Below are 19,719 nucleotides of genomic sequence, written 5' to 3'. Positions count from 1 at the left end.
TCTTGAGCCGCAAAAATGTCTCCAGGTAGCCGCTCGCATCGATAATGTGGGCTAGAGCATGGAACACGAGCTATTCGTCGACTGGTCACCTGATACTCGTGATCATGAAGCGCTGTTGCGCTCCTTGGTTCGCGATAACACCGCTCGTGGTGGGCAAAGTGGCTATCGAAATATCGCCATCATCGTAAGAGACCCTGATACTGGTGAGGCATCCAGCGGTGTTTGGGGATCTATCCTTTATGGGTGGTTGTTCGTTGAACTGCTGTATGTGGCCGAATCTGGCCGTCGTCAGGGCCTCGGTTCCCGCCTTCTTGCGGCGATCGAAAGCGCGGCGCGAGAGCAAGGATGCATAGGGGTCTGGCTGACTTCTTATGCGTTTCAGGCTTCTGGATTTTACAAGAAGCATGGATATGAGGAGTTTGGTGCGCTTGAGAGCTCCGCATCCATGGACGCAGATAGTCGGCTCGGCCTTTTCCGAAAGCTGTTCCGCCGCTGACCACACCAGTTGGCCAAGTGGTTCACGACGTGCAGAACGCGCAACTCCGCAACTCGCCGGTTGCCCTGCACGGCGTTCGTTGCAATGCCCGACTGTCATCAGGGTTCAATCGACTATCGATGATCCGGAATAGTGGCATCGCTGATCCGCGATGGAGAGGCGATTGCCACACTATGGTCGACGATCAAATTCATCATCGATGCGAATTTCGGATCGCATAGCATGGTTGAGAGTTTAGGAGATGGCGCTTTGCTCGATTCAGTTGTGTGGGAGAGTCCGCAGTCTCATCCTCCGTTGTGGGAGGATGAGATTCACGTTTGGCAGAGCCATTTGGTTGCCGATGCAGGCACCCAATCGTTACTCCATTCGTATCTGAGCGAAGACGAGAACGAACGCGCAGCGCGCTTCCGGCTTGATCGCGATCGAAACAAATTCGTAACGACTCGCGGAACGTTGAGGATACTTCTGGCGCGATATCTTCAGGCACGGCCTAAAGATCTGATGTTTTTGCTGGGACCGGAGGGGAAGCCGGCACTCACGGCTGAATCGGCCGGAGAGATGTTGAGTTTCAACGTGTCCCATTCGCAGGATGTTGCGGTTTTCGCCTTCGGCCAAAATCGAAATATTGGGGTGGACGTTGAGAGAGTTCGCTTTGATGTCGAATACGACGACATCGCGCAGCATTATTTTTCAGTTGGTGAGATGCAATCGCTGGCCAAGCTTCCGCGAGGGAATCGACGTGAAGGTTTTTTTCTCTGCTGGACCCGCAAAGAGGCTTACGTCAAGGCAGGTGGGCGCGGCTTGCAAATCGCCCTCGATAGTTTCGATGTGAATTTGGAGCCGGGTGATCCGGCGTGCTTTCTCAGAGGGGTTCATGCATCGTGGCGAATCAGCAGCTTTATGGTCAGTAATGAGTATCCCGTTGCGCTGGTCTATGACGGGGCGCCCGCGGACCTTAAATTTTTTGATCTTGGGAATGTGCGTCGTCTGCAGTAAGCGCCGAGCGCATTGTGCATCTGCCGCGAAGCTTAGTAAATTACGTTACAGTTACAGAGGAGGCGCTCAAATGCAAGTAACTTTGATGAAAGGCAAGATTCACCGTGCGCAGGTTACCGAGGCGGATTTGCATTATGAGGGGTCGATTTCAATTGATCGCAATCTGATCGAGGCTGCTAGATTCTTCATCAATGAGAGAGTTGATATTTACAATATCGATACTGGCGCCAGATTCTCCACTTACGTGATTGAGGCTCCGGCGGGTTCGGGAGTCATCGGCCTTAATGGAGCTGCTGCGCGTTTGGCGTTGACTGGAGACAAGGTCATTATCGTTGCCTACGCTAACTTCGATAGTGATGAAGCTCGCACATTTAAGCCTTCGATTGTTCTCGTCGACGAAAGGAATCGGCGAGTTAACTCGACGTTGCCGCCAGCGGCCGCGTCGTTGACGCATGAGCGCGTCTGACCTGATCGACCGCTCTAATGGTGTCTTATGCCTGTATCTGGAAGCAAGGGCCTTATGATACGCTTGCAGGAAATGCTGCTGATAAGTGTGCGGTTTGTGGGTCTACTTTTGTGAAGGGCTCCATTATTAAGAAGTAAGTCTGCTTCTGGTGTAAAGCGGGCGTTCATAGCCTGTCTAATGACAGAAGATGGACAGCCGGTGCTAGTTCTTCATTGCCAGGAAACGGCTGCAGGAGGTTTGCGATAACCTCGACTTCGTGGCAACGGGCCGGAGTTGGCTTGAAGCTTCGCATGTGCCAAATCAGGCGTAGAATCGAATAGTTGTCCCAATCACCTCTTGCATAGAATAATCATCAAGCCAAAGCGATGCCAGCGGTCAATTGAAACGAAGTTGGCTGGGTATTGTACGTGAGATTGCGCGCCTCGCGTGTGGCATCATCCCAACTAACCGTTGCTTGGCGATCATTGGTGTTATGAGTGCGGAACGGCCAAGCGAACACGGATCGGTGGTGGCTCATTCTTCCCACAATTGCTGATTAAGAGATCGTACTGACTTGAAAGGCATCGGAAAGGCTTCCTTGCCTCGAACTGCAGCGGCTTTGTGAATCTCCGCGAGGAGTCATGAGCCGCTTAACTCGATTTCTATACGCAAGCAGGACGGGGATTTTGCGGAATACCTATATCAGCGATGACATACTCGACACGACGGCGAAGGCCATCGCTGCTCAAGAGCCATGCCCTGTTTCTGGGCGGTTGGAGCCGTATCAAATTTTGCAATTGCTCGGCATCCACGCTGGAATTTGGCCAGCTTCGATTATGGATGATGTTGTGCGCGCGGCTATCGCGGATTATGAGCAGAATGCCACTTAGGGAGCGATACGAAATTTATTGGTGTCAAATCTCTGTTGTTGGATGCTGGGTATCGATCGCCGATCAGGGGGAGGACGAAAAGCCTCGACGAAGTCTCCTATTGTTAAATGCTTCGTCGTTATCTCCCGTCACCAGACCGATATCAGCGTAGAAGAGGCGTTCTGGACAGGCATGAAGGACATCTCGTCAATGCACGGGATGACGTTGTCCGCACTGGCCAGCGAGATCGATGGCCAGCGCAGGCGTGGTGGAAATTTGTCCTCAGCAGTCCGGCTGTTCGTACTCAATCATTATCATTCGATGATATCACCCCTTCGGAACGGCGCGCACCATTAAGCGTTCTGGCCGGATGGTTGAGGCCTTGCTAAACAGGTGTTTAACTGTTCAATCGCAGTGTTTCGGCGCAACGTGAAGCGCCATGCTCGCGGCTCCGCATCCGAGGTTTAGAAGACGGTGATTGGGGGTAGGCATAAAAAAACAAATGACCCCAGCAGCAACTATTAGAAACGATCCCACAAGCATTTCCAACGCTGCGCCTCTCGCGAGATGCGAAACAGCATTGCGGCTAGGGCAGGCTGATCTCTATTTTCCAAGGTCTGCCTTGTTGTAGTCGCTAATTGGTGGCGTCGGCATCGTCGCCCCCACCGCAATATAAGCGTAGCCCTTGTTCTGCCAGTAGGTTAGCGCATAGGGCCCGGCAGGGATCACCGTTACGAATCCGTGAAGGTCCTCAGGTTTGAAGCCAAGAGCAGCCGCGTCATTACGACAAATCTCGAAGCGCACGCCCTGCTTGGCAAAGCTTGCAGCGCGGTCGACAATATTCTTGTACTTTGTGTAATTTTTCTTTGCCCACAGCACCACTTCGGGGCCATGAGAAACGATAACCACCTTGACCGGATCAATCTCTTTTGGGCCAAAATCAGAGGTCGCCTTCATCAGTGCACTCAGATTGTTGAGCGCCACATTGACCATCTTTGGATCCTGAAAGTTGAAATCCCAGACCACCTCTAGCTGCTTGACGGTATCTATATCGGCGTAGCTCTCAAATTTCGCCGTTCCATACGGCCCTTGAGCATCTTGTGCGTGAGCAGCGCTGGTAATGATGATTGAGCTCGCAAACAACAGAGCACTAGCAATGGCGCGGGACATTTTGTGAAAGCTTTCTTTTAATGGCGAAGTGCCGCCGTGATGCATGACGGAATCGAGATCGGGTCATTTTAGTTAAGGCTAGTCGATTGTGTGTTGCGGAGGCAAGCACACTATCGCCACTCTGTATCCACTGAATGGTCACGCAATTAACGGTCATGCACCATCTTCTGCTTCTAAACTGTAGCTTCATCCAAAATGAAAGAGGGAGCAGTTCATGCGAGCCTTGGCAATGCCGATCGTGGTTGCGTCGCTTTTCATGGGAGTGTCGCCTATCATGGCGCAAAGCACTCCTGGATCGCCAAATCAAGAGAAGAAAACGCAGCAGGAAAGGGTTACGATACGCAGTATTCAAGTAGTAGATGTCGAAGATCTGCCGCCAGACATGCGTTCAAAGGTTGACGTGGTTTTGGCAAATACAAAGCAAGAGGATCTAAAATCACTCCGAGAGTCGATCGACGCAATGCCTGAGGCCGTCTCTGCACTCAAAGCGAAAGGGCGCAATTCTGCACAGGTTGTCGCCGTAAATGTCGATGGCAATAATACTCTGACTATGTTCACGAGGAAGGCTGCCTGATCAGACGACCACGGTGGGTGAAGCGCGAGCTAAGCTCTGTTCGAATCTAGCGGGAGAAGCCATGAAACTTAACGCGACGCAGGTGAAGCAGACCCTGAACCAGATGAACGCGCAAGTTCTTCCGGACAACCATCCAGCGGTTGGCAAATTGAGTGAGGTGTTCGGTGATCATACCTTCTTTGTTGATGAGGTCGGTCTAAAGGTATTTGAGCCGACAGGATCTATGGAAGCAGAAGCTCAGGCCGGTTCGGTTGTCAGTCTGGCCGACTGGAACGACGAAACCTTCGGCAGTCTAAAACCTCACGAGCCGGAACCCACTGGTACCGTGGTCGCTTTGACGCAGTCGGAGCAGTGATGTTTCGAATGAGATAGCCTGCGACAGGACGCCTCGTAATCAATCAAACTTGTGATCGCTGAAAAAGGGCGGGGGAAGATGTTCCCACGCCTTTTTTCTGTTGTTGAGAATTGGCGTGCGGAAAGATCTGAGATTCGCTCATTCCGGATTTCCGATAACAACCGGAGGCAGTGTCCGCGCCTCGCTGGTTATCCGGATTGCAGTTTTGTCGATTTGGAAATCAGAAGTTTGTTGCGGCGATGGCGGAAGGTACGAACCAGTCAAAAATAGCAATGCCAGTAGGCATGAACCGACGACTGTAAAGTATCGAAAAATAGGCATAATGCTTAGGCTCCCGGCCTATAATCCGAGGGCTAAATGCTTGTTCCAGGGATGGCGGAAACTATTTGATTTGCGATGGCCTACAAATCACCCAAAGACCTAGCTGAGAGCCTATCCCGGCGCAAGAAACGGGCCGCGGCCGACGACTATTATGTCCGGGAGACCTTCACGCTTCCGCGGGAAGAGGCGGGGGAACGTCTGCCTGCGCAGTCGGAGCAAAGATGTTCGCGTCGCCGTCGCGTGAAAATCGCTGCGATCTATGGCGCCGTTCTCAATGAGAGGGGTTGGTGCTATGGCCACCAGAACGAAGCGAATGCGCAGATGAACTGGCATCGACGCTATGCCCAATCCGAACGCTTCACGCTTGACGCGTTCGCTGATTTTGAGAATGCGTAGCGATGGTAAAGCTGATCGTCGTTTTCATCGGCAGTCTTTTCGTCCTCGTGCCGGTCTGTCTTATCGTCGGCTACGGAATAGGTGGGCTGATCGCCGCTTATGTTTACCCCGTCACCGGCACGCCAGACCGTTACCGAGAAGACCGCGAATTGTTCGCCGGCGTTTACGGCATCATGTTCATCGGCGGATTTTTGTACGTTGCTTCCGCTCTATTCGTGATGTTCCGACTTATGAAGAGCATTCGAAAGCGTCGCGAGTGAGACTCTCTCTTTGTCTGCACGGCGTGGCGTGAGCGGCGGCAGCAATCGCACCCGGCGCTTGATGGAGCCGGCAGCCGAAATCCTCAGCGCGACCGGATTCCGGCGCGACTTTATGTACTCCCGGCCTTTCTCCTCGTCGGCCGCCGGCCAGTGCACGGCATAAAATCAGAAAATCTAATCCGTCATATTGGTACAACTCATGAGTTTTGTGCCGCACGATAATGCGATGATGACCACCGGGGACTCTAGCTGTTGAGGCTCGGAATCCTGGAAGACTGCTGGCTGCAAACCGTCGATGCGAGCAGAAGGCAAGGTGGACTCGTCAAGGCGGCTGGCAGGCGTGCGAATGATCTATGGTCTTGGCGACAATGAAGCATTCGGAGTTGGGAGGATTAGCACCGACTCCAGGCGCCCAATCCTTGATGTTCAGTATCGCGATTCGGACGCTGTCGATCGTCGCCTGCACAACGCCGCAAATAAGATGCTGCAGGGCTATCCTGTCAACCCAGACACCGTCCCGCGGATGGTGTGTTGGGAAAGCCAGGCGCAGCCGATCCTCGATTATGTCATTGCTGTCGGCAGCCCGATCGTATCCGAGGCGTTCCGACACGTGGTTGAAAAGCGCGACCCCGGTGTCCATCAATTTTTGCCGGTCGACATTCATCGAGCCAAAGCGAGCGCACCATTTGCTCGGCACTATTGGTTCGTCATCTGTCGGCGACTCCACAGTCTCCACGAAAGTGCGCTGACGCCGTTACGCACGGAGTGCGGTCGGTGGCGTACCGCGGTCGGCGACCGATGCGTGTTCAACAAAGCGGTCATTGGTGATGCGCCGATCTGGACGGATCCCGACATGCGCGGATCCGTGTTCTGCTCGACGCTTGTTGCAGAGGCGCTTGCCGAAGCCAGGCTGACCGGTCTTCGCTTCCACGAGTATCAGGATGATTAGCAAGCGTGCATATCGATAACGACCGGCCAGGAGGCTACAACTCGCTGTTTTCTCTTGCGACGGTTGTCCTCCTTTGTCGGTCCTCATCAAGCATCCGATTACTGAAGGACAGTATCTGACCTGTTCCGTGTCTCGCGCGAGATTTCCGGTTTTAAATGCGGGTCAAATACTCCGCGGCTGACCTTCGCGGCTCCAGATGTAAACCCGGGATCAAGGCGCTAGTTCGTTGCGATCAATCATGTGAGATTGTGAGATAACTGGCGATGATGCCCAGCTTATCTCCCGCAGGTCATATGGCTAGGCTAGGAAGTCGCTGCGGTTCACGCGGCTGAGTGACGTTTCCAGCCGCAAGCTGTCGCGCCGGATCTCTTCGACTGTTTCAAAAGTAAAGCGGATGTGCTGCGCGGCAGCGGCTTCGGCGTCCTTGGCTTTACCTGCGATCACGGCTTGCGCAATTGCGAGGTGCTGTTCAAGCAATTGATGCCGGACGCCCTCTCGCAGATAGAGTTGCGCACGATTGTAGAAGATATCGTTGCGTAGAAGATCCGCGAGTGCGCGCATAATGTGCAGCAGAACCACATTATGGCTCGCTTCATAGATTAAAAGATGAAGATCAACGTCTGCATCACCTTCTTGCGTCGGATCCTCCAGCCGATGGGCCTTCTGCATTCGCTGCATGCATTGCTGGATCGCTTGTCGGTCTACATCGGTGGCGCGCATGGCCGCGAATCGCGCCGCGTTCACTTCCTGAATGCGGCGGAATTCGAAATAATCGGCGGTTACCCGCGGCCTATCCTGCAACAGGGTTGCAAGTGGCTGAAAGAGCGGCGTGAGGAATTGCGCGACGAATGTCCCTGATCGGCCGCTGGCCAATAAACCGCGTCCCTCGAGGATCTCAATTGCTTCACGGAGCGATGGGCGTGATATCTCCAGCTTCTCGGCAAGCTCACGTTCTGGCGCGAGTTTTTCGCCCGGCCGCAACACGCCTTCCAGGATCAGCTTTTCGATGTGCGCGGCCATCGCTTCTGAGACTTTCGGTCCTCGCACAACGTTGCTCAAGACACTCCCACCCCTTTGGTAAATCGAGCGAATCTGGCGTCACTATGAACTAAAGGGGAGGTCGGTCAAGCATGGCGATGCTTCTTCGCGAATGGTCTTTTAAATTTATAATTGACAGTTGTGGTAAATCAATTTTACCAAACGAATAAATGTTAAAATAACATGACCAAAGATAATTTTTTACAAGAAAACATGAGGAGGCCTTAGTGACGTGGACCCAAGTTTACGACCCCTTTAACAACCCTTGGCTTTCGACGGCGGTGGCAGCGCTGCCGGTCATCGTGCTGCTGGGCGCGATCGCCATTTTCGAGATCAAGGCGCATTGGGCCGCGATATTAGGGCTGGTTGCCGCGCTGGTTGTCGCAGTTCTAGGTTTCGGCATGCCGGTGAAGCTGGCAGGCCTTTCCGCCGCTTACGGCGCCGCGTTTGGCGTGCTTCCGATCGGCTGGTTGGTGCTCAACATCATCTTTCTCTATCAGCTTACCAACGAAAAAGGCGAGTTCGAGGTTCTACAGCGCTCGATCAGCAGCCTTAGCGATGACCGGCGACTGCAACTGCTCTTCATCGCATTTTCGCTCGGTGCCTTTTTTGAAGGCGCGGCTGGTTTCGGCACACCGGTTGCCGTCACCGCGGCAATGCTCATAGGTCTCGGCTTCTCGCCGCTTGCTGCTTCGGGTTTGTCGCTTATTGCAAATACTGCGCCGGTTGCTTACGGCGCATTGGGAACGCCGGTCATTGCGCTTGCTGCGGTGACCGGCCTCGATCTTCAAGCGCTCTCTGGCATGATCGGACGGCAGCTACCATTCTTCTCTTTGATAGTCCCGTTCTGGCTGATCTGGGCCTTCGTCGGCTTCCGCAAGATGATTGAGATATGGCCCGCTATTCTCGTTGCCGGCGTTTCATTCGCGGTTCCTCAATATCTAGTGTCCAACTTCCACGGGCCATGGCTTGTCGACGTTATCGCAGCGATCTCATCGATGCTTTGCCTGTGGGCATTCCTGCAAGTCTGGCAGCCCAAGCGCATTTTGAAAGAGATGCCCGAGAGATTTAGAAAAGTTCAAAAGGAAGAAGAGCACGAGCATCAGGCCGATAAGACCTCGGCTGGCGCTGTTGCTCGAGCGTGGATGCCTTGGATTGTTCTCTCCTTGTTTGTATTCGCGTGGGGCACGCCTCAGATCAAAGCTTGGCTTGATAGCATCTGGATAGGTCGCGTTCCGGTTGAAGGGCTTCATAACCTAATCCTGAAGGCTCCTCCGGTTGTGGCGAAGCTAACCCCGGAGGGAGCGGTCTACGCATTCAATATCCTGTCAGCGGCTGGCACGGGTATTTTCCTCTCGGCGCTCGTGTCTGGCTTCCTTCTCGGCTACAGCCCACTTGGCCTTGCCAGAGTGTTCGGAAAGACCCTGGTTCTCGTCCGCTACTCGTTGCTAACGATCGCCTGCATGCTGGCGCTCGGCTTCGTGACCAAGTACTCGGGCACTGATGCCACACTCGGCCTTGCCATGGCCAAGACCGGAGTTCTCTACCCGTTCTTCGGCGCCATGATCGGTTGGCTCGGTGTTGCTCTTACGGGCTCAGATACGTCTTCGAATGTACTGTTCGGCGGGCTGCAGAAAATCAGCGCCCAACAACTGGGTTTGAACCCGGTGCTGATGGCGGCTGCCAACAGTTCCGGTGGTGTGATGGGTAAGATGATCGACGCCCAGAGTATCGTTGTCGCGTCGACCGCGACCAAATGGTACGGGCACGAAGGCACCATTCTGCGCTTTGTTTTCTTTCACAGCCTGGCACTGGCCGTCCTTGTCGGCTTCCTGGTGCTCGGTCAGGCCTATCTCTGGCCGTTGAGTCTCCTCGTGCACTGATGAGGGAGGCGGGGGATGGTCTCCCCCGCCTCTTTCTCTGGAAGATCCCTTGATAGTCAAACGATGGTCTAGAGGTCGGCTATGCGCCTGAATCAATGTCACAATTTCCATGACTTCCGGCGGCTCGCGCGTCAGCGGTTGCCGGGGCCGATTTTTGATTACATCGACGGTGGAGCTGACGACGAGTGCAGCCAGCGGCGCAACAGCAGGAGCTTCGAGGATTGCGATCTAGTCCCCAATGTATTGCGGGGCGTGCGCGAGATCGACCTGTCAGTAACCGTGATGGGCCAGAAGCTTGCCACGCCGTTCTACTGTTCGCCAACCGCGCTGCAGCGATTGTTTCACTACCAGGGCGAGCGCGCGGTTGCAGCCGCGGCGGCGAAGCTTGGGACGTTGTTCGGTGTCTCTTCCCTCGGCACGGTGAGTCTCGAAGAGCTGCGCAAAACCCACGACACGCCGCAAATCTATCAGTTCTACTTCCACCGGGACCGCGGTCTCAATCGCGCCATGATGCAGCGAGCCAAGGAGGCGGGTGTCGAAGTCATGATGCTGACGGTGGACAGCATCACCGGTGGCAATCGCGAGCGCGATCTGCGCACGGGCTTCAGCATTCCCTTTCGCCTGACTCCTGCCGGCATGCTGCAATTTGCGATTAAGCCGATGTGGGGACTCCAGTATGTCACTCACGAGCGCTTCAAGCTGCCGCAACTGGAAGATCACGTCGACATGAGTGGCGGGGCGATGTCGATCGGCCGCTATTTCACGGACATGCTGGACCCCTCGATGAACTGGGACGATGTGGCCGAGATGGTGCAGAGCTGGAACGGGCCGTTCTGTCTCAAGGGTATCATATCGGTCGAAGATGCCAGGCGTGCGGCCGATATCGGTTGTGCGGGGATTATCCTCTCAAATCATGGCGGCCGGCAGCTCGACGGCTCGCGCGCTCCTTTCGACCATCTCGCCGAAGTCGTCGATGCCGTAGGCGACCGCATTGACGTCATGATGGATGGAGGTATCCAGCGTGGCACACACATCCTCAAGGCACTCTCGCTGGGTGCCAAGGCGGTGGGTCTCGGACGCTATTATCTTTATCCGCTCGCCGCCGCCGGCCAACCCGGTGTGGAGCGTGCGCTTGGCCTGCTGCGGACCGAACTCGAGCGCGACATGAAGCTGATGGGATGCACCTCGATCAGCCAGCTATCACGAGAAAACCTGCGCTTCAGATAGCGCCCTGCATTGAAACAAGGAGATGTTCCTTGAGTGCGCCGGCAGACTGTCACGACGAGCTATCCGGAACTATCGATCTTTCTCATACCCAACAGATCTGCGATCTGGTTGCGGAGAAGATGGGATTCGACTGCTCCTTCATGGGGCAGGGAGGTGTCATTCTGGCCTCCAATCTGCGGGAACGGATCGGGACCGTGCATGCAGCGGCCGCGCGAGTCATGGGCGGAGAGGTCGATCAGTTCGAAGTCAACGCCGATATGGCCGCTGCCAGCAATGGCAGTATGCGGGAAGGCATTAACATGCCCGTCAATATCGACGGAAAGCGTATCGGCTCCTACGGCCTTGCCGGTCCGCTCGATGCGGTCCGCCCCTTCGCTTACATCATTACCAGTCTTGTGGGGTCCGTGATCGCTCTGCGTATCCAAGATGTCAGCCGAACCAATCACATCTCTCGTCAGATGATGAAAGCAACGGGTGTCGCGGCGATAGCAGCCAATGCGGCGGAAGAGGCCGCCAAAGCCATGTTATTACTGAGCGAAACGACATCGCGGATCGGCGACGTTGCCACGACTATCGGCAAGGTCGCAAAGCAAACGAATTTGTTGGCGTTGAATGCGACAATTGAGGCCGGGCGGGCTGGAGATATGGGTGTTGGATTCGCTGTCGTCGCTCAGGAAGTGAAAGTGTTGTCGGGTCAGACAGCCAAGGCTACGATCGATATCGGCAGCCAGATTGGTAAGGTGCAAGGCGCGGTTGATGAAATGCGACGTGCCATGAGCGCGATGAACAACAGCATCAATAATGTCAGTGCGATTGTCGCGGATATTGCGAGCGTGATGCAGGAATCGCATTGAAGTGGTGACGAAGGCGTGGATCTCGCGTCGGCGTCCTTGCCGCGTCCGCTTGCTGATGGAGAAAAGAATTCGCCATGATCCAAGTTGAAGCCAAGGCCCAGCTGTCGCGCGCCGCTTTGCTGGATCGTCTGCGTGCTATCGTGGGGGCGTCCCATGTGCTGACGGAGGGTCGGAAGACGCGGCGCTATACGCGTGGTTTTCGCTGTGGCTGTGGTCCGGTGGCGGCGGTGGTGCGCCCCGGCTCTCTGATTGAGATGTGGCAGGTGCTGAACGCTGCCGTTGCGGCTGGACGAGTGATGATCTTCCAGGCGGCGAATACCGGGTTGACAGGCGGTTCTACTCCCTGGGGCGAGGATTATGATCGCGAGATCGTGTTGATTAGCGTGATGCGCCTGAGGGGTATTCACCTGATCGAAGATGGACGGCAGGTCCTCTGCTTGCCGGGCGCCACATTGGACGCGCTGGAGAAGCGCCTCAGTCCACTGGGCCGCGAGCCACATTCGGTGATTGGCTCATCCTGCATTGGAGCTTCAGTGCTGGGCGGCATCTGCAACAATTCGGGCGGCGCTCTGATCCAGCGCGGCCCCGCCTATACAGAGATGAGCTTGTACGCAGAGGTGTGCGCCGACGGTTCAGTCAGGCTCGTTAATCATCTCGGAATGGATTTGGGTGATGATCCCGAACAGATCCTGTCGCGTGTCGAACGCGGTGATCTGCCGGCCGCCGTGCCGACAAACGCCTGGGCCTCCGACCGCGAATATGTCTCCCATGTTCGCGACGTCGAGGCGGAGACTCCGGCACGGTTCAATGCCGATCCGCGGCGTCTTCGCGAGTCGGTGGGGTGTGCGGGCAAGCTCGCCGTCTTCGCCGTGCGGCTCGACACGTTCAAAGCTGAGAAGGAGACGGCCGTCTTCTACATAGGCACGAATGATGCCGCTGAACTAACCAAAATTCGTCGCTATATCCTCGCCAATTTTCAGAACGTCCCGATCTCGGGCGAATACATTCATCGCGAAGCTTATGACGTGGCGGCAAAATACGGCAAGGACACCTTCCTGTTCATTCAGAAGGTGGGGACCAACCGGATGCCTGCGTTGTTCGCCGCCAAGGCACGTATCGACGCGCTGACCGAGAGACTGAGGTTGGGGACGACTATCTCCGACCACCTCGCACAGGCCATGGCCGGACTCATGCCGCAGCATTTGCCGGCGCGGATGAACGATTTCCGTAATCGTTACGAACATCACCTACTTCTGCGCATGGGCGGCGCGGGTATCGTCGAGGCACGGGACTATTTGAGCGGCATCTTCCCCTCCGCCCGCGGTGACATGTTCGAGTGTACTCCGAAGGAGGGCGCAGCTGCTTTTCTGCACCGTTTCGCGGTGGCGGGAGCGGCGGTGCGTTATCGCGCGATCCATGCCCGCGAGGTCGAAGACATCGTCGCCCTTGACATCGCGCTACGCCGCAACGATCGCGACTGGGTCGAGCATTTACCTGCGGAGATGGACGCCAAGATTGAGAAGAAGCTCTATTACGGTCACTTCTTCTGTCACGTTTTCCATCAGGACTACGTGGTGAAAAAGGGGCACGACTGCCTCGCGCTCGAGCACGAGATGTGGGATCTGCTCGATAAGCGTGGCGCTGAGTATCCGGCCGAACATAATGTCGGCCATTTGTATCACGCCAAGCCCGAGCTGGCGGGGTTCTACCGCAGGCTTGATCCAACCAATAGTCTCAACCCCGGAATAGGCCAGACTTCGAAATGCGCGCACTGGCACTAGAGCGTCCCATCGTTCGATCTGTCTATGTGAGCATTTAAAGTCGCCTCCCGCTGTTCCAGCGTAACCTAGATCAGCTTATGCAATTGCCTTCGCGACTGCGAGGACCATTGCCCGCCGCGTGGCGTCGGGATTCCCGCATTGTTGAGGCCAGTGGCGATATCCCGCAAAGACGTCGCGCCAGATTTCTGCAGTTCACGAATGGCCGGTGCGATGTCCGTCGCTTTGGCGTTGGCACGACGTGCAATGGCTTCGCGGCCTTTTGCGATGCTCTCTAAAGAAAGAGAAACCGGCTTAGATGGCGGATGAGAAGCCGAGAACGGACAGGCCCTGGGGCATACAGCCGTCTGAACGGAACATGATCCGGCCGCACCGCCTCAAACGGGCAGCGATCATCGGCAACAAGGGATGGGAAGGGGGCCGCGAATCGCGGATAAACTGGCACTCAGCCATGACTGACTCCAACTAGTCGGTTGTGGTTAGGCCGTCGCTCGGTGTTACAGCATCGGGTGGCGGCTGCCAAAAGCTCTCGCGCTCTGGCCTCATCAACGTGGAGGCCGCCAAATCAAAAAGCTAGACTCGTAAACGATACATCCGGCGCGATGGTTAACAGAGCGCTCTGTTCGTTTGGGATGATGACCCCTTCTGATCCGAAGTGGCATAGCAAGAGTTCGAATCTCTTCAGGCGCACCATTTGACTGAGACAAATAACGCGAAGCATCGCGAGAATCAGATGTCTCGGATTTCTCTAAGTTATTGATTTTGTGAGGCTGAGGCAGTCCTGCCGGGCCCACCAAACATTCGAGAGAAAACAGAGATTTCCTGAACTTGTCTGAAATACCCGCATTTAGTGGGCTTCATTGTGCGCGTTTAAGTCTCCAGAAAGAGTGCCGAGAGCCAAGGTCCTTGATTTTGGCAGCTGGTCTCCAGCCCGAAATCCTCGTTTCCTGGAAAATAGAGACGACATGGAAAAGACTGCGCCGCGAGCTGGCCAAGTGCATCATAGCACTGGGGGAGGTCGGTCCGTGCCAAGTGGCCTATGTGTATGTCACTGGGCCGGCTCAAGCTTTGGTCTGGACCGTTCAAGGTGTGACAAGCGCGCCGAGATAAATATCTCGGTGACGAGATTAGTTTGGAGACAGGCCAAGTGCGTGCGCGGTGTTGCCGGGACCATTCAGACGGCTAACCGCATAAGCGAGTCACGCCCATACCGTGCGGCAGGCGGCATTCTATGGCTGCTCGGACAAGGTTCGGAGCAAGGAATGCAAGTGAGATCGTCATGTTGATCTTGCGTACGCTGCAGTGCTCGCGTGCAGCGATAGTATGAGCAGTAACCCCGGGGTTTTCGATAATTTCTTTGAGCCAGCGTCGGCCTCTGGCAATCGAGGTAATGAGGAGGGCGCGATTTTCTGAGCGAATTGGTCGAGTGTTTTCGGGCAGAGAATCTTGATCCGATGTCCGCGCAGCTTTCGTTGTGAGCGGACGCCTGACTTAGGTGAGAGCTCTACGACTAACTGACCCGAGTGGACTTCGATCCGCGCCACATGGTCCCGGACAAGCGCCGCATCATCCATGGAAGTCGTGAGCTAACCAAGCTGTGCGCGCACCGTTTTGATGATCTGTGCTTCAATCTCGGGTGCTGGAACACGGCTGACGCTGCCAGCCTGCTCCTGTTGACCCTGTATAAGGGCTGCGGAAATATAGTACCGATACTTTACGCTGTGCTTGCGAGCGTGACTTGGCGTCATTCGCTGGCCGTGATCATCAAATATGCGGCCAGCCAATATAGCGCCCTATTTCATTCGAACGCTTTGTGATTGGTTAGTTGCTCATTCAGCTTGGTCTGCACCGCTTCAAAAGCAGAACTGCCAAGCATTAGCAGAAAGCTTATCAGTACGAAGATATGTATGTGAGAGACTGCGAGTGTGAAAGTTAGTGTTCTGACTGGTGCGGGGATTAGCGCAGAATCTGGTCTTCTTACCTTTCGCGGTGAGGGTGAGAGCCTATGGGCCAAATTTAACCCTATGGAATTAGCAACTCCGGCTGCATTTAAAGCGCAGCCAGAGAAGGTTCATGAATTTTACAACTTGCGACGGCGTTTGCTTCACGAAGTCAAAGCAAATGCAGCTCACTTCGCTCTAGTTAGGCTTGCTGAAAAGCTCGCGAGGAAGGGTGGTGAATTAAACATCATCACGCAAAATGTAGATGATCTTCACGAGAGAGCAGGTTCAAGCAACGTACTCCATATTCATGGAGAATTAATGCAGGTGAAATGTGTTGCTTGTGACCTGGTTGCCGTATGGACTGCTGATTTGGGGGTAAAGGATAGGTGTCCGGCCTGTGGCGAGGTAGGCAGACTGCGCCCGAACGTCGTCTGGTTTGGTGAAATGCCTTATGGGATGGATGAAGCTAGCGACGCCGTTACTCGGTCAGACCTGTTTGTAGCTATCGGGACCTCCGGCACCGTTTATCCGGCTGCGGGTTTGGTCGAACTGGCGGCAAGTCATGGTGTGCGGACATATGAGCTAAATCTTGCCCCGTCTGAGAATTGTTGTGTCTTCGATGAAGCGCGCTATGGGCTTGCCACAGAAATCGTGCCTGCATGGGTAGATGCGCTATCAGACTGACAACCTATCCGATTACTTTGACTGATGAGTAAATGGTATAAAGCTTATCAGTCCTCTGGGATGCCATGCGTCTGCTTTTGACTCGAAGCGACCACCCGCTGAATATAGCAAGAGTCAGAATCTCTTCAGACGCGCCATTCAATACTCATCTGTGAACCCGGAGTTTCCCGGTTCCAGCCGGCCAGAACCGCTCTTTCGAGCACGTCTTTAATCTGGGTCTGGGTGTTGTCTGCTCACCACGGCGGGACAAATTGTTTTTACAGGTGATGAGCTGGTGCCCATCGTGTGGGGCGTCTAGCCTGGACGGCCCTGACGCGACCGGATTTTCTGTCTCCATAGGGCCGAACCTGTGGCATGCTCCATTGAGATTTCGCTCAGAATGCCGTGTTCAGACAGGAGACTGAAGATGGGACAAGATGTGAGCAGTCCACGCGGTCCCCGGTGCATCGCGCTTGTGGGGTCGTTCCAAAGTGGCAAGACCACCTTACTTGAAGCCATCCTGTGCCAAACCGGAGCCATTTCCAAAGCGGGCGCAGTCGAGGCCGGGAACACGGTCGGGGATTCGTCTCCAGAGGCCCGCCTGCACCAGATGAGTGTGGGCCTTACGACGGCAACCACCACCTTCATGGGAGACAGTTACACGTTCATCGATTGCCCTGGGTCGGTGGAGTTTGCATATGACACGCGTGCGGTTCTGCCAGCGGTCGATGCTGCGGTTGTTGTATGCGAAGCCGACGAACGTAAGCTGCCACAGTTGCAACTTGCGCTGCGTGAATTGGAGGATCTTGGAATCCCGCACTTCCTGTTCCTCAACAAGATTGACAAGGCCAGCAAAGGCATCCGCGAAACGCTGGAGATGCTGCAGCCAGCGTCGCGCACGCCGCTTGTGCTGCGGCAGATTCCGATCTGGAAGGATGACATCATTACCGGCTTTGTCGATCTCGCGCTCGAGCGCGCCTTCGTCTATCGCGAGCATATGCCCTCTGAGGTGATTGATCTTGAGCCGGGCGACCTCGACCATGAGAAGGACGCGCGCCTCGCCATGCTGGAGAAATTGGCGGACCACGACGACAGGCTGCTGGAGCAACTGCTCGAAGACATTTCACCGCCACGCGACGAGGTGTTCGACGATCTCGCCAGCGAATTGCGGCAAGGGAAAATCTGTCCGGTGCTGCTTGGCTGCGCCACGCGGGAGAACGGTGTGCTGCGGTTGATGAAGGCGCTGCGCCACGAAACTCCCGACGTAGCCGACACCGCACGGCGTCTTGGCGTGTCCGACGACAAAAATGGGCTGGCCTACGTCATGAAAAGCACGCACCTTCAGCACGGCGGAAAACAGTCGCTCGCGCGCATCCTGCGCGGCCACTTTGCCGACGGTGATGACGTCACGTCATCCGGCGGAAGGGCAGGGCGTGTCTCCAGCATTTTTGCAACGAACGGCGGCGCTGACAGCAAGCGCAGTTCCGCTGTGGCGGGCGATACCGTGATGCTTGGCAAGCTCGATGCCGTGAAGACTTGCGAGACTCTGAGTGCCGGCAAAACCGCGCCAGCGGCCCTTATCTATGCCGAGCCCTCTCAACCGGTGCTCGCGACTGCTATCATCGCAGATGACCGCAAGGACGACGTCAAACTTGGGCAGGCGTTGTCGCGGCTGACGGACGAAGATCCCTCACTTAGCGTAGTCCACAATTCGATCACACATCAAATGGTGCTGTGGGGGCAGGGCGAAATGCACCTGCGCGTCGCGATGGAGCGGTTGCAGGATCGTTTCGGTGTCAGCGTGAAGCAGCATGCACCGCCGATCGGTTATGAGGAGACCATCCGCAAGCCGATCACACAGCGCGGGCGGCACAAGAAACAATCCGGCGGCCATGGCCAGTTCGGCGATGTGGTGTTGAATATCAAGCCGCTGCCCCGCGGCTCAGGCATGGCGTTTCGCGAAACCATCGTCGGTGGTGCGGTGCCGAAGAATTACATCGGCGCGGTCGAGGAAGGTGTTGGCGACGGGCTGATGCGAGGTCCGCTCGGTTTTCCGGTGATCGATGTGGAGGTGACGCTGACTGACGGCTCTTATCACAGCGTCGATTCTTCCGATCAGGCCTTCCGCACCGCCGCGCGCATCGGCGTCACCGAGGCACTGCCACACTGTGCGCCCGTGTTGCTCGAGCCGATCTATGTGGTGGACATCGTCTGTCCGAGCGATGCCACCGCGAAGGTCAATTCGATCGTGTCCGGCCGACGCGGCCAGATACTCGGCTTCGACGCACGCGAAGGGTGGTTGGGCTGGGATGTGGTGCGGACGATGATGCCGGAAGCGTTGATCGGCGATTTGATCGTGGAACTGCGTTCGGCCACGGCCGGCGCTGGCGGGTTTACCCGCCAGTTCGACCACATGGCGGAGGTGACCGGCCGGGCGGCAGACCAAATCATAGCAGGCCGTCGCCCGGCGGCTTAGGCCATCATGTTGTTAGCGGCCCGGCTAAGATGAACCCAAGCCATATCGGTCTGCGGGTGACGCAACGAGTTCACGGGCACGGGGTGGTTATCAACTGGCAAATGCTCCTGTCTCAGGGTTGGTACCGTTGATCTCTGTGCGTACGTGTCCTTGTTTATTTTTCTGCGGGAGGAGACGCCTCGGTCTTCTTTCCCGTCGCATCGAACTGTTTGAGTAGGCGACGGCATCATCAACCTGCTGCGGGTTTCTGAGCCCCGGGGACGTCTTTTTTGCCCGGAGCCTTGAACTCGCATACGAGGACTTCATAGCTGACAACCAGGATAGATAGAAATGCCAAGCGCGCGCCCGGCGCTCAACTAGCCTAGCGAAGTGATGATTTCCCGGTAGGCTGCTTCGGGAAATGCTTTCAACGTGCGCGTTCGAATGTTTCCCAGGAGGCCCAATTGCAAAGTGAAACGTGCGGCGATCGCATCGTCCGGCGCTTCATAAACCGCAACGAAGTCAAAGTCGCCCATCGTAAGGAAGAATGACTTGAACTCTCCGTCCATGTCCTTGAGGGCTTTTTTCGCCAAATCCAGGCGGCGCGGCGAGTCCTTGGCGTTTTGCATTCCCTGGTCAGTCCAGGTTGCCAGCATGATGTATGTGGTCATGGAAGTCCTCCTATATGAGGCCCCGTCCTACGAAAACATCAAGCCTTCCTAGTACGAGGAACGGCATCGCAGCGGGTAAGCTTATCTGTTCGACACCAAAGGAGGTAGTAAAAGTTATCCGGTCAGCGTGAATGCGGTGCTGAAGACGACGGTGAGTTTTGTGTGGCCGGACGGCCCCAACGGACGACGGTTGATTATTGGCCATTTCGAAATCCTTGCCGTCGACCATCACTGCTCCAGCGATGACATCGGCTACGTCGATTTCTTCGAAGAACATGCCCAGAAACGTCGCGGAGGAAATACTGTGCTTGCAAACGCTCTCTCTTGAAGAAATCACAAAAAAGCGATGGCGAGTATTTTATCGGGCTCCGGCCGA

At 55.6% G+C, this 19,719-nt stretch carries 21 protein-coding genes; 18 read left to right on the top strand and 3 right to left on the bottom strand.

The window, feature by feature from the left end; all coding sequences use genetic code 11:
- The first annotated feature begins 58 nt into the window (after positions 1-58).
- From HMPREF9697_RS20365 to HMPREF9697_RS08525, 5 genes are all read left to right on the top strand, one after another.
- Positions 59-496, top strand: coding sequence for a GNAT family N-acetyltransferase (locus HMPREF9697_RS20365; protein ID WP_040298414.1), 438 nt, complete (start codon positions 59-61; stop codon positions 494-496).
- Between the two features lie 132 nt (positions 497-628).
- Positions 629-1,492 carry a 4'-phosphopantetheinyl transferase family protein gene (locus HMPREF9697_RS08540; protein WP_244597914.1) on the top strand — a complete coding sequence of 288 codons (864 nt, stop codon included), beginning with the start codon at positions 629-631 and terminating at the stop codon, positions 1,490-1,492.
- 70 nt (positions 1,493-1,562) lie between these two features.
- The gene (panD, locus tag HMPREF9697_RS08535) at positions 1,563-1,958 is read left to right on the top strand and encodes an aspartate 1-decarboxylase (protein WP_002716787.1); all 396 of its coding nucleotides are present in this window, start codon (positions 1,563-1,565) and stop codon (positions 1,956-1,958) included.
- A 665-nt stretch (positions 1,959-2,623) separates the two neighbouring features.
- The gene (locus tag HMPREF9697_RS08530) at positions 2,624-2,827 is read left to right on the top strand and encodes a hypothetical protein (RefSeq protein WP_147293882.1); all 204 of its coding nucleotides are present in this window, start codon (positions 2,624-2,626) and stop codon (positions 2,825-2,827) included.
- 42 nt (positions 2,828-2,869) lie between these two features.
- Positions 2,870-3,163 (top strand): ribbon-helix-helix domain-containing protein, encoded by a 294-nt coding sequence (locus HMPREF9697_RS08525; protein ID WP_051053907.1) that lies wholly within the window; start codon positions 2,870-2,872, stop codon positions 3,161-3,163.
- Positions 3,164-3,409: 246 nt separating this feature from the next.
- On the opposite strand, the gene HMPREF9697_RS08520 is transcribed toward HMPREF9697_RS08525, so the two are convergent.
- A complete protein-coding gene (locus tag HMPREF9697_RS08520; RefSeq protein ID WP_002716786.1) occupies positions 3,410-4,021 on the bottom strand; it encodes a DsrE family protein in 612 nt (203 codons plus the stop codon).
- A 169-nt stretch (positions 4,022-4,190) separates the two neighbouring features.
- Between HMPREF9697_RS08520 and HMPREF9697_RS08515 the strand changes: the two genes are divergently transcribed.
- The 5 genes from HMPREF9697_RS08515 (at position 4,191) to HMPREF9697_RS08495 (ending at position 6,831) form a co-directional block, all read left to right on the top strand.
- Positions 4,191-4,550, top strand: a complete 360-nt coding sequence (locus HMPREF9697_RS08515) for a hypothetical protein (protein WP_002716785.1) — start codon at positions 4,191-4,193, stop codon at positions 4,548-4,550.
- Positions 4,551-4,611: 61 nt separating this feature from the next.
- Positions 4,612-4,905, top strand: coding sequence for a hypothetical protein (locus tag HMPREF9697_RS08510; protein WP_002716784.1), 294 nt, complete (start codon positions 4,612-4,614; stop codon positions 4,903-4,905).
- Positions 4,906-5,301: 396 nt separating this feature from the next.
- Positions 5,302-5,622, top strand: coding sequence for a hypothetical protein (locus HMPREF9697_RS08505; RefSeq protein ID WP_002716783.1), 321 nt, complete (start codon positions 5,302-5,304; stop codon positions 5,620-5,622).
- Positions 5,623-5,624: 2 nt separating this feature from the next.
- Positions 5,625-5,882: a hypothetical protein gene (locus HMPREF9697_RS08500; RefSeq protein ID WP_002716782.1), complete on the top strand. Its 258-nt coding sequence runs from the start codon at positions 5,625-5,627 to the stop codon at positions 5,880-5,882.
- Positions 5,883-6,228: 346 nt separating this feature from the next.
- Positions 6,229-6,831, top strand: a complete 603-nt coding sequence (locus HMPREF9697_RS08495) for an imm11 family protein (protein WP_002716781.1) — start codon at positions 6,229-6,231, stop codon at positions 6,829-6,831.
- Between the two features lie 297 nt (positions 6,832-7,128).
- Here the strand turns inward: HMPREF9697_RS08495 and HMPREF9697_RS08490 are convergent, their stop codons facing one another.
- Positions 7,129-7,890 (bottom strand): FCD domain-containing protein, encoded by a 762-nt coding sequence (locus tag HMPREF9697_RS08490; protein ID WP_244597912.1) that lies wholly within the window; start codon positions 7,888-7,890, stop codon positions 7,129-7,131.
- Positions 7,891-8,096: 206 nt separating this feature from the next.
- Here HMPREF9697_RS08490 and HMPREF9697_RS08485 point away from each other — a divergent pair, with 206 nt between their 5' ends.
- From HMPREF9697_RS08485 to HMPREF9697_RS08455, 7 genes are all read left to right on the top strand, one after another.
- Entirely contained in the window at positions 8,097-9,752 is a 1,656-nt protein-coding gene (locus HMPREF9697_RS08485; RefSeq protein WP_002716779.1) for an L-lactate permease, read from the top strand.
- 81 nt (positions 9,753-9,833) lie between these two features.
- Complete coding sequence (locus HMPREF9697_RS08480) at positions 9,834-10,979, top strand: alpha-hydroxy acid oxidase (RefSeq protein WP_002716778.1); 1,146 nt, start codon at positions 9,834-9,836, stop codon at positions 10,977-10,979.
- 29 nt (positions 10,980-11,008) lie between these two features.
- Positions 11,009-11,833, top strand: coding sequence for a methyl-accepting chemotaxis protein (locus HMPREF9697_RS21640; RefSeq protein ID WP_002716777.1), 825 nt, complete (start codon positions 11,009-11,011; stop codon positions 11,831-11,833).
- Positions 11,834-11,907: 74 nt separating this feature from the next.
- Positions 11,908-13,614 carry a D-lactate dehydrogenase gene (dld, locus tag HMPREF9697_RS08470; protein WP_002716776.1) on the top strand — a complete coding sequence of 569 codons (1,707 nt, stop codon included), beginning with the start codon at positions 11,908-11,910 and terminating at the stop codon, positions 13,612-13,614.
- A gap of 1,541 nt (positions 13,615-15,155) precedes the next feature.
- Positions 15,156-15,428 (top strand): hypothetical protein, encoded by a 273-nt coding sequence (locus HMPREF9697_RS08465; protein ID WP_002716774.1) that lies wholly within the window; start codon positions 15,156-15,158, stop codon positions 15,426-15,428.
- Positions 15,429-15,536: 108 nt separating this feature from the next.
- On the top strand, positions 15,537-16,238 hold the full coding sequence (locus HMPREF9697_RS20360; protein WP_040307862.1) for an SIR2 family NAD-dependent protein deacylase: 702 nt from the start codon (positions 15,537-15,539) through the stop codon (positions 16,236-16,238).
- Between the two features lie 406 nt (positions 16,239-16,644).
- Positions 16,645-18,693 (top strand): elongation factor G, encoded by a 2,049-nt coding sequence (locus HMPREF9697_RS08455; protein ID WP_002716772.1) that lies wholly within the window; start codon positions 16,645-16,647, stop codon positions 18,691-18,693.
- 356 nt (positions 18,694-19,049) lie between these two features.
- On the opposite strand, the gene HMPREF9697_RS08450 is transcribed toward HMPREF9697_RS08455, so the two are convergent.
- Positions 19,050-19,343, bottom strand: coding sequence for a GYD domain-containing protein (locus tag HMPREF9697_RS08450; protein ID WP_002716771.1), 294 nt, complete (start codon positions 19,341-19,343; stop codon positions 19,050-19,052).
- A 136-nt stretch (positions 19,344-19,479) separates the two neighbouring features.
- Between HMPREF9697_RS08450 and HMPREF9697_RS20850 the strand changes: the two genes are divergently transcribed.
- On the top strand, positions 19,480-19,671 hold the full coding sequence (locus tag HMPREF9697_RS20850) for a hypothetical protein (protein WP_147293881.1): 192 nt from the start codon (positions 19,480-19,482) through the stop codon (positions 19,669-19,671).
- The last annotated feature ends 48 nt before the right edge of the window (positions 19,672-19,719 follow it).

It is taken from the genome of Afipia felis ATCC 53690, from assembly GCF_000314735.2.
Classification (GTDB): domain Bacteria; phylum Pseudomonadota; class Alphaproteobacteria; order Rhizobiales; family Xanthobacteraceae; genus Afipia; species Afipia felis.
This window is presented reverse-complemented; position numbering and strand designations above follow the sequence as displayed.

Coding starts and splice junctions, on each gene's coding strand:
- HMPREF9697_RS08465 (WP_002716774.1), top strand. CDS start 15,156: ATGGTCCCGGACAAGCGCCGCATCATCCATGGAAGTCGTGAGCTAACC.
- HMPREF9697_RS08520 (WP_002716786.1), bottom strand. CDS start 4,021: ATGCATCACGGCGGCACTTCGCCATTAAAAGAAAGCTTTCACAAAATG.
- HMPREF9697_RS08505 (WP_002716783.1), top strand. CDS start 5,302: ATGGCCTACAAATCACCCAAAGACCTAGCTGAGAGCCTATCCCGGCGC.
- dld (WP_002716776.1), top strand. CDS start 11,908: ATGATCCAAGTTGAAGCCAAGGCCCAGCTGTCGCGCGCCGCTTTGCTG.
- HMPREF9697_RS08455 (WP_002716772.1), top strand. CDS start 16,645: ATGGGACAAGATGTGAGCAGTCCACGCGGTCCCCGGTGCATCGCGCTT.
- HMPREF9697_RS08500 (WP_002716782.1), top strand. CDS start 5,625: ATGGTAAAGCTGATCGTCGTTTTCATCGGCAGTCTTTTCGTCCTCGTG.
- HMPREF9697_RS08515 (WP_002716785.1), top strand. CDS start 4,191: ATGCGAGCCTTGGCAATGCCGATCGTGGTTGCGTCGCTTTTCATGGGA.
- HMPREF9697_RS20365 (WP_040298414.1), top strand. CDS start 59: ATGGAACACGAGCTATTCGTCGACTGGTCACCTGATACTCGTGATCAT.
- HMPREF9697_RS08480 (WP_002716778.1), top strand. CDS start 9,834: ATGCGCCTGAATCAATGTCACAATTTCCATGACTTCCGGCGGCTCGCG.
- HMPREF9697_RS08525 (WP_051053907.1), top strand. CDS start 2,870: ATGCTGGGTATCGATCGCCGATCAGGGGGAGGACGAAAAGCCTCGACG.
- HMPREF9697_RS08495 (WP_002716781.1), top strand. CDS start 6,229: ATGATCTATGGTCTTGGCGACAATGAAGCATTCGGAGTTGGGAGGATT.
- HMPREF9697_RS08510 (WP_002716784.1), top strand. CDS start 4,612: ATGAAACTTAACGCGACGCAGGTGAAGCAGACCCTGAACCAGATGAAC.
- HMPREF9697_RS08450 (WP_002716771.1), bottom strand. CDS start 19,343: ATGACCACATACATCATGCTGGCAACCTGGACTGACCAGGGAATGCAA.
- panD (WP_002716787.1), top strand. CDS start 1,563: ATGCAAGTAACTTTGATGAAAGGCAAGATTCACCGTGCGCAGGTTACC.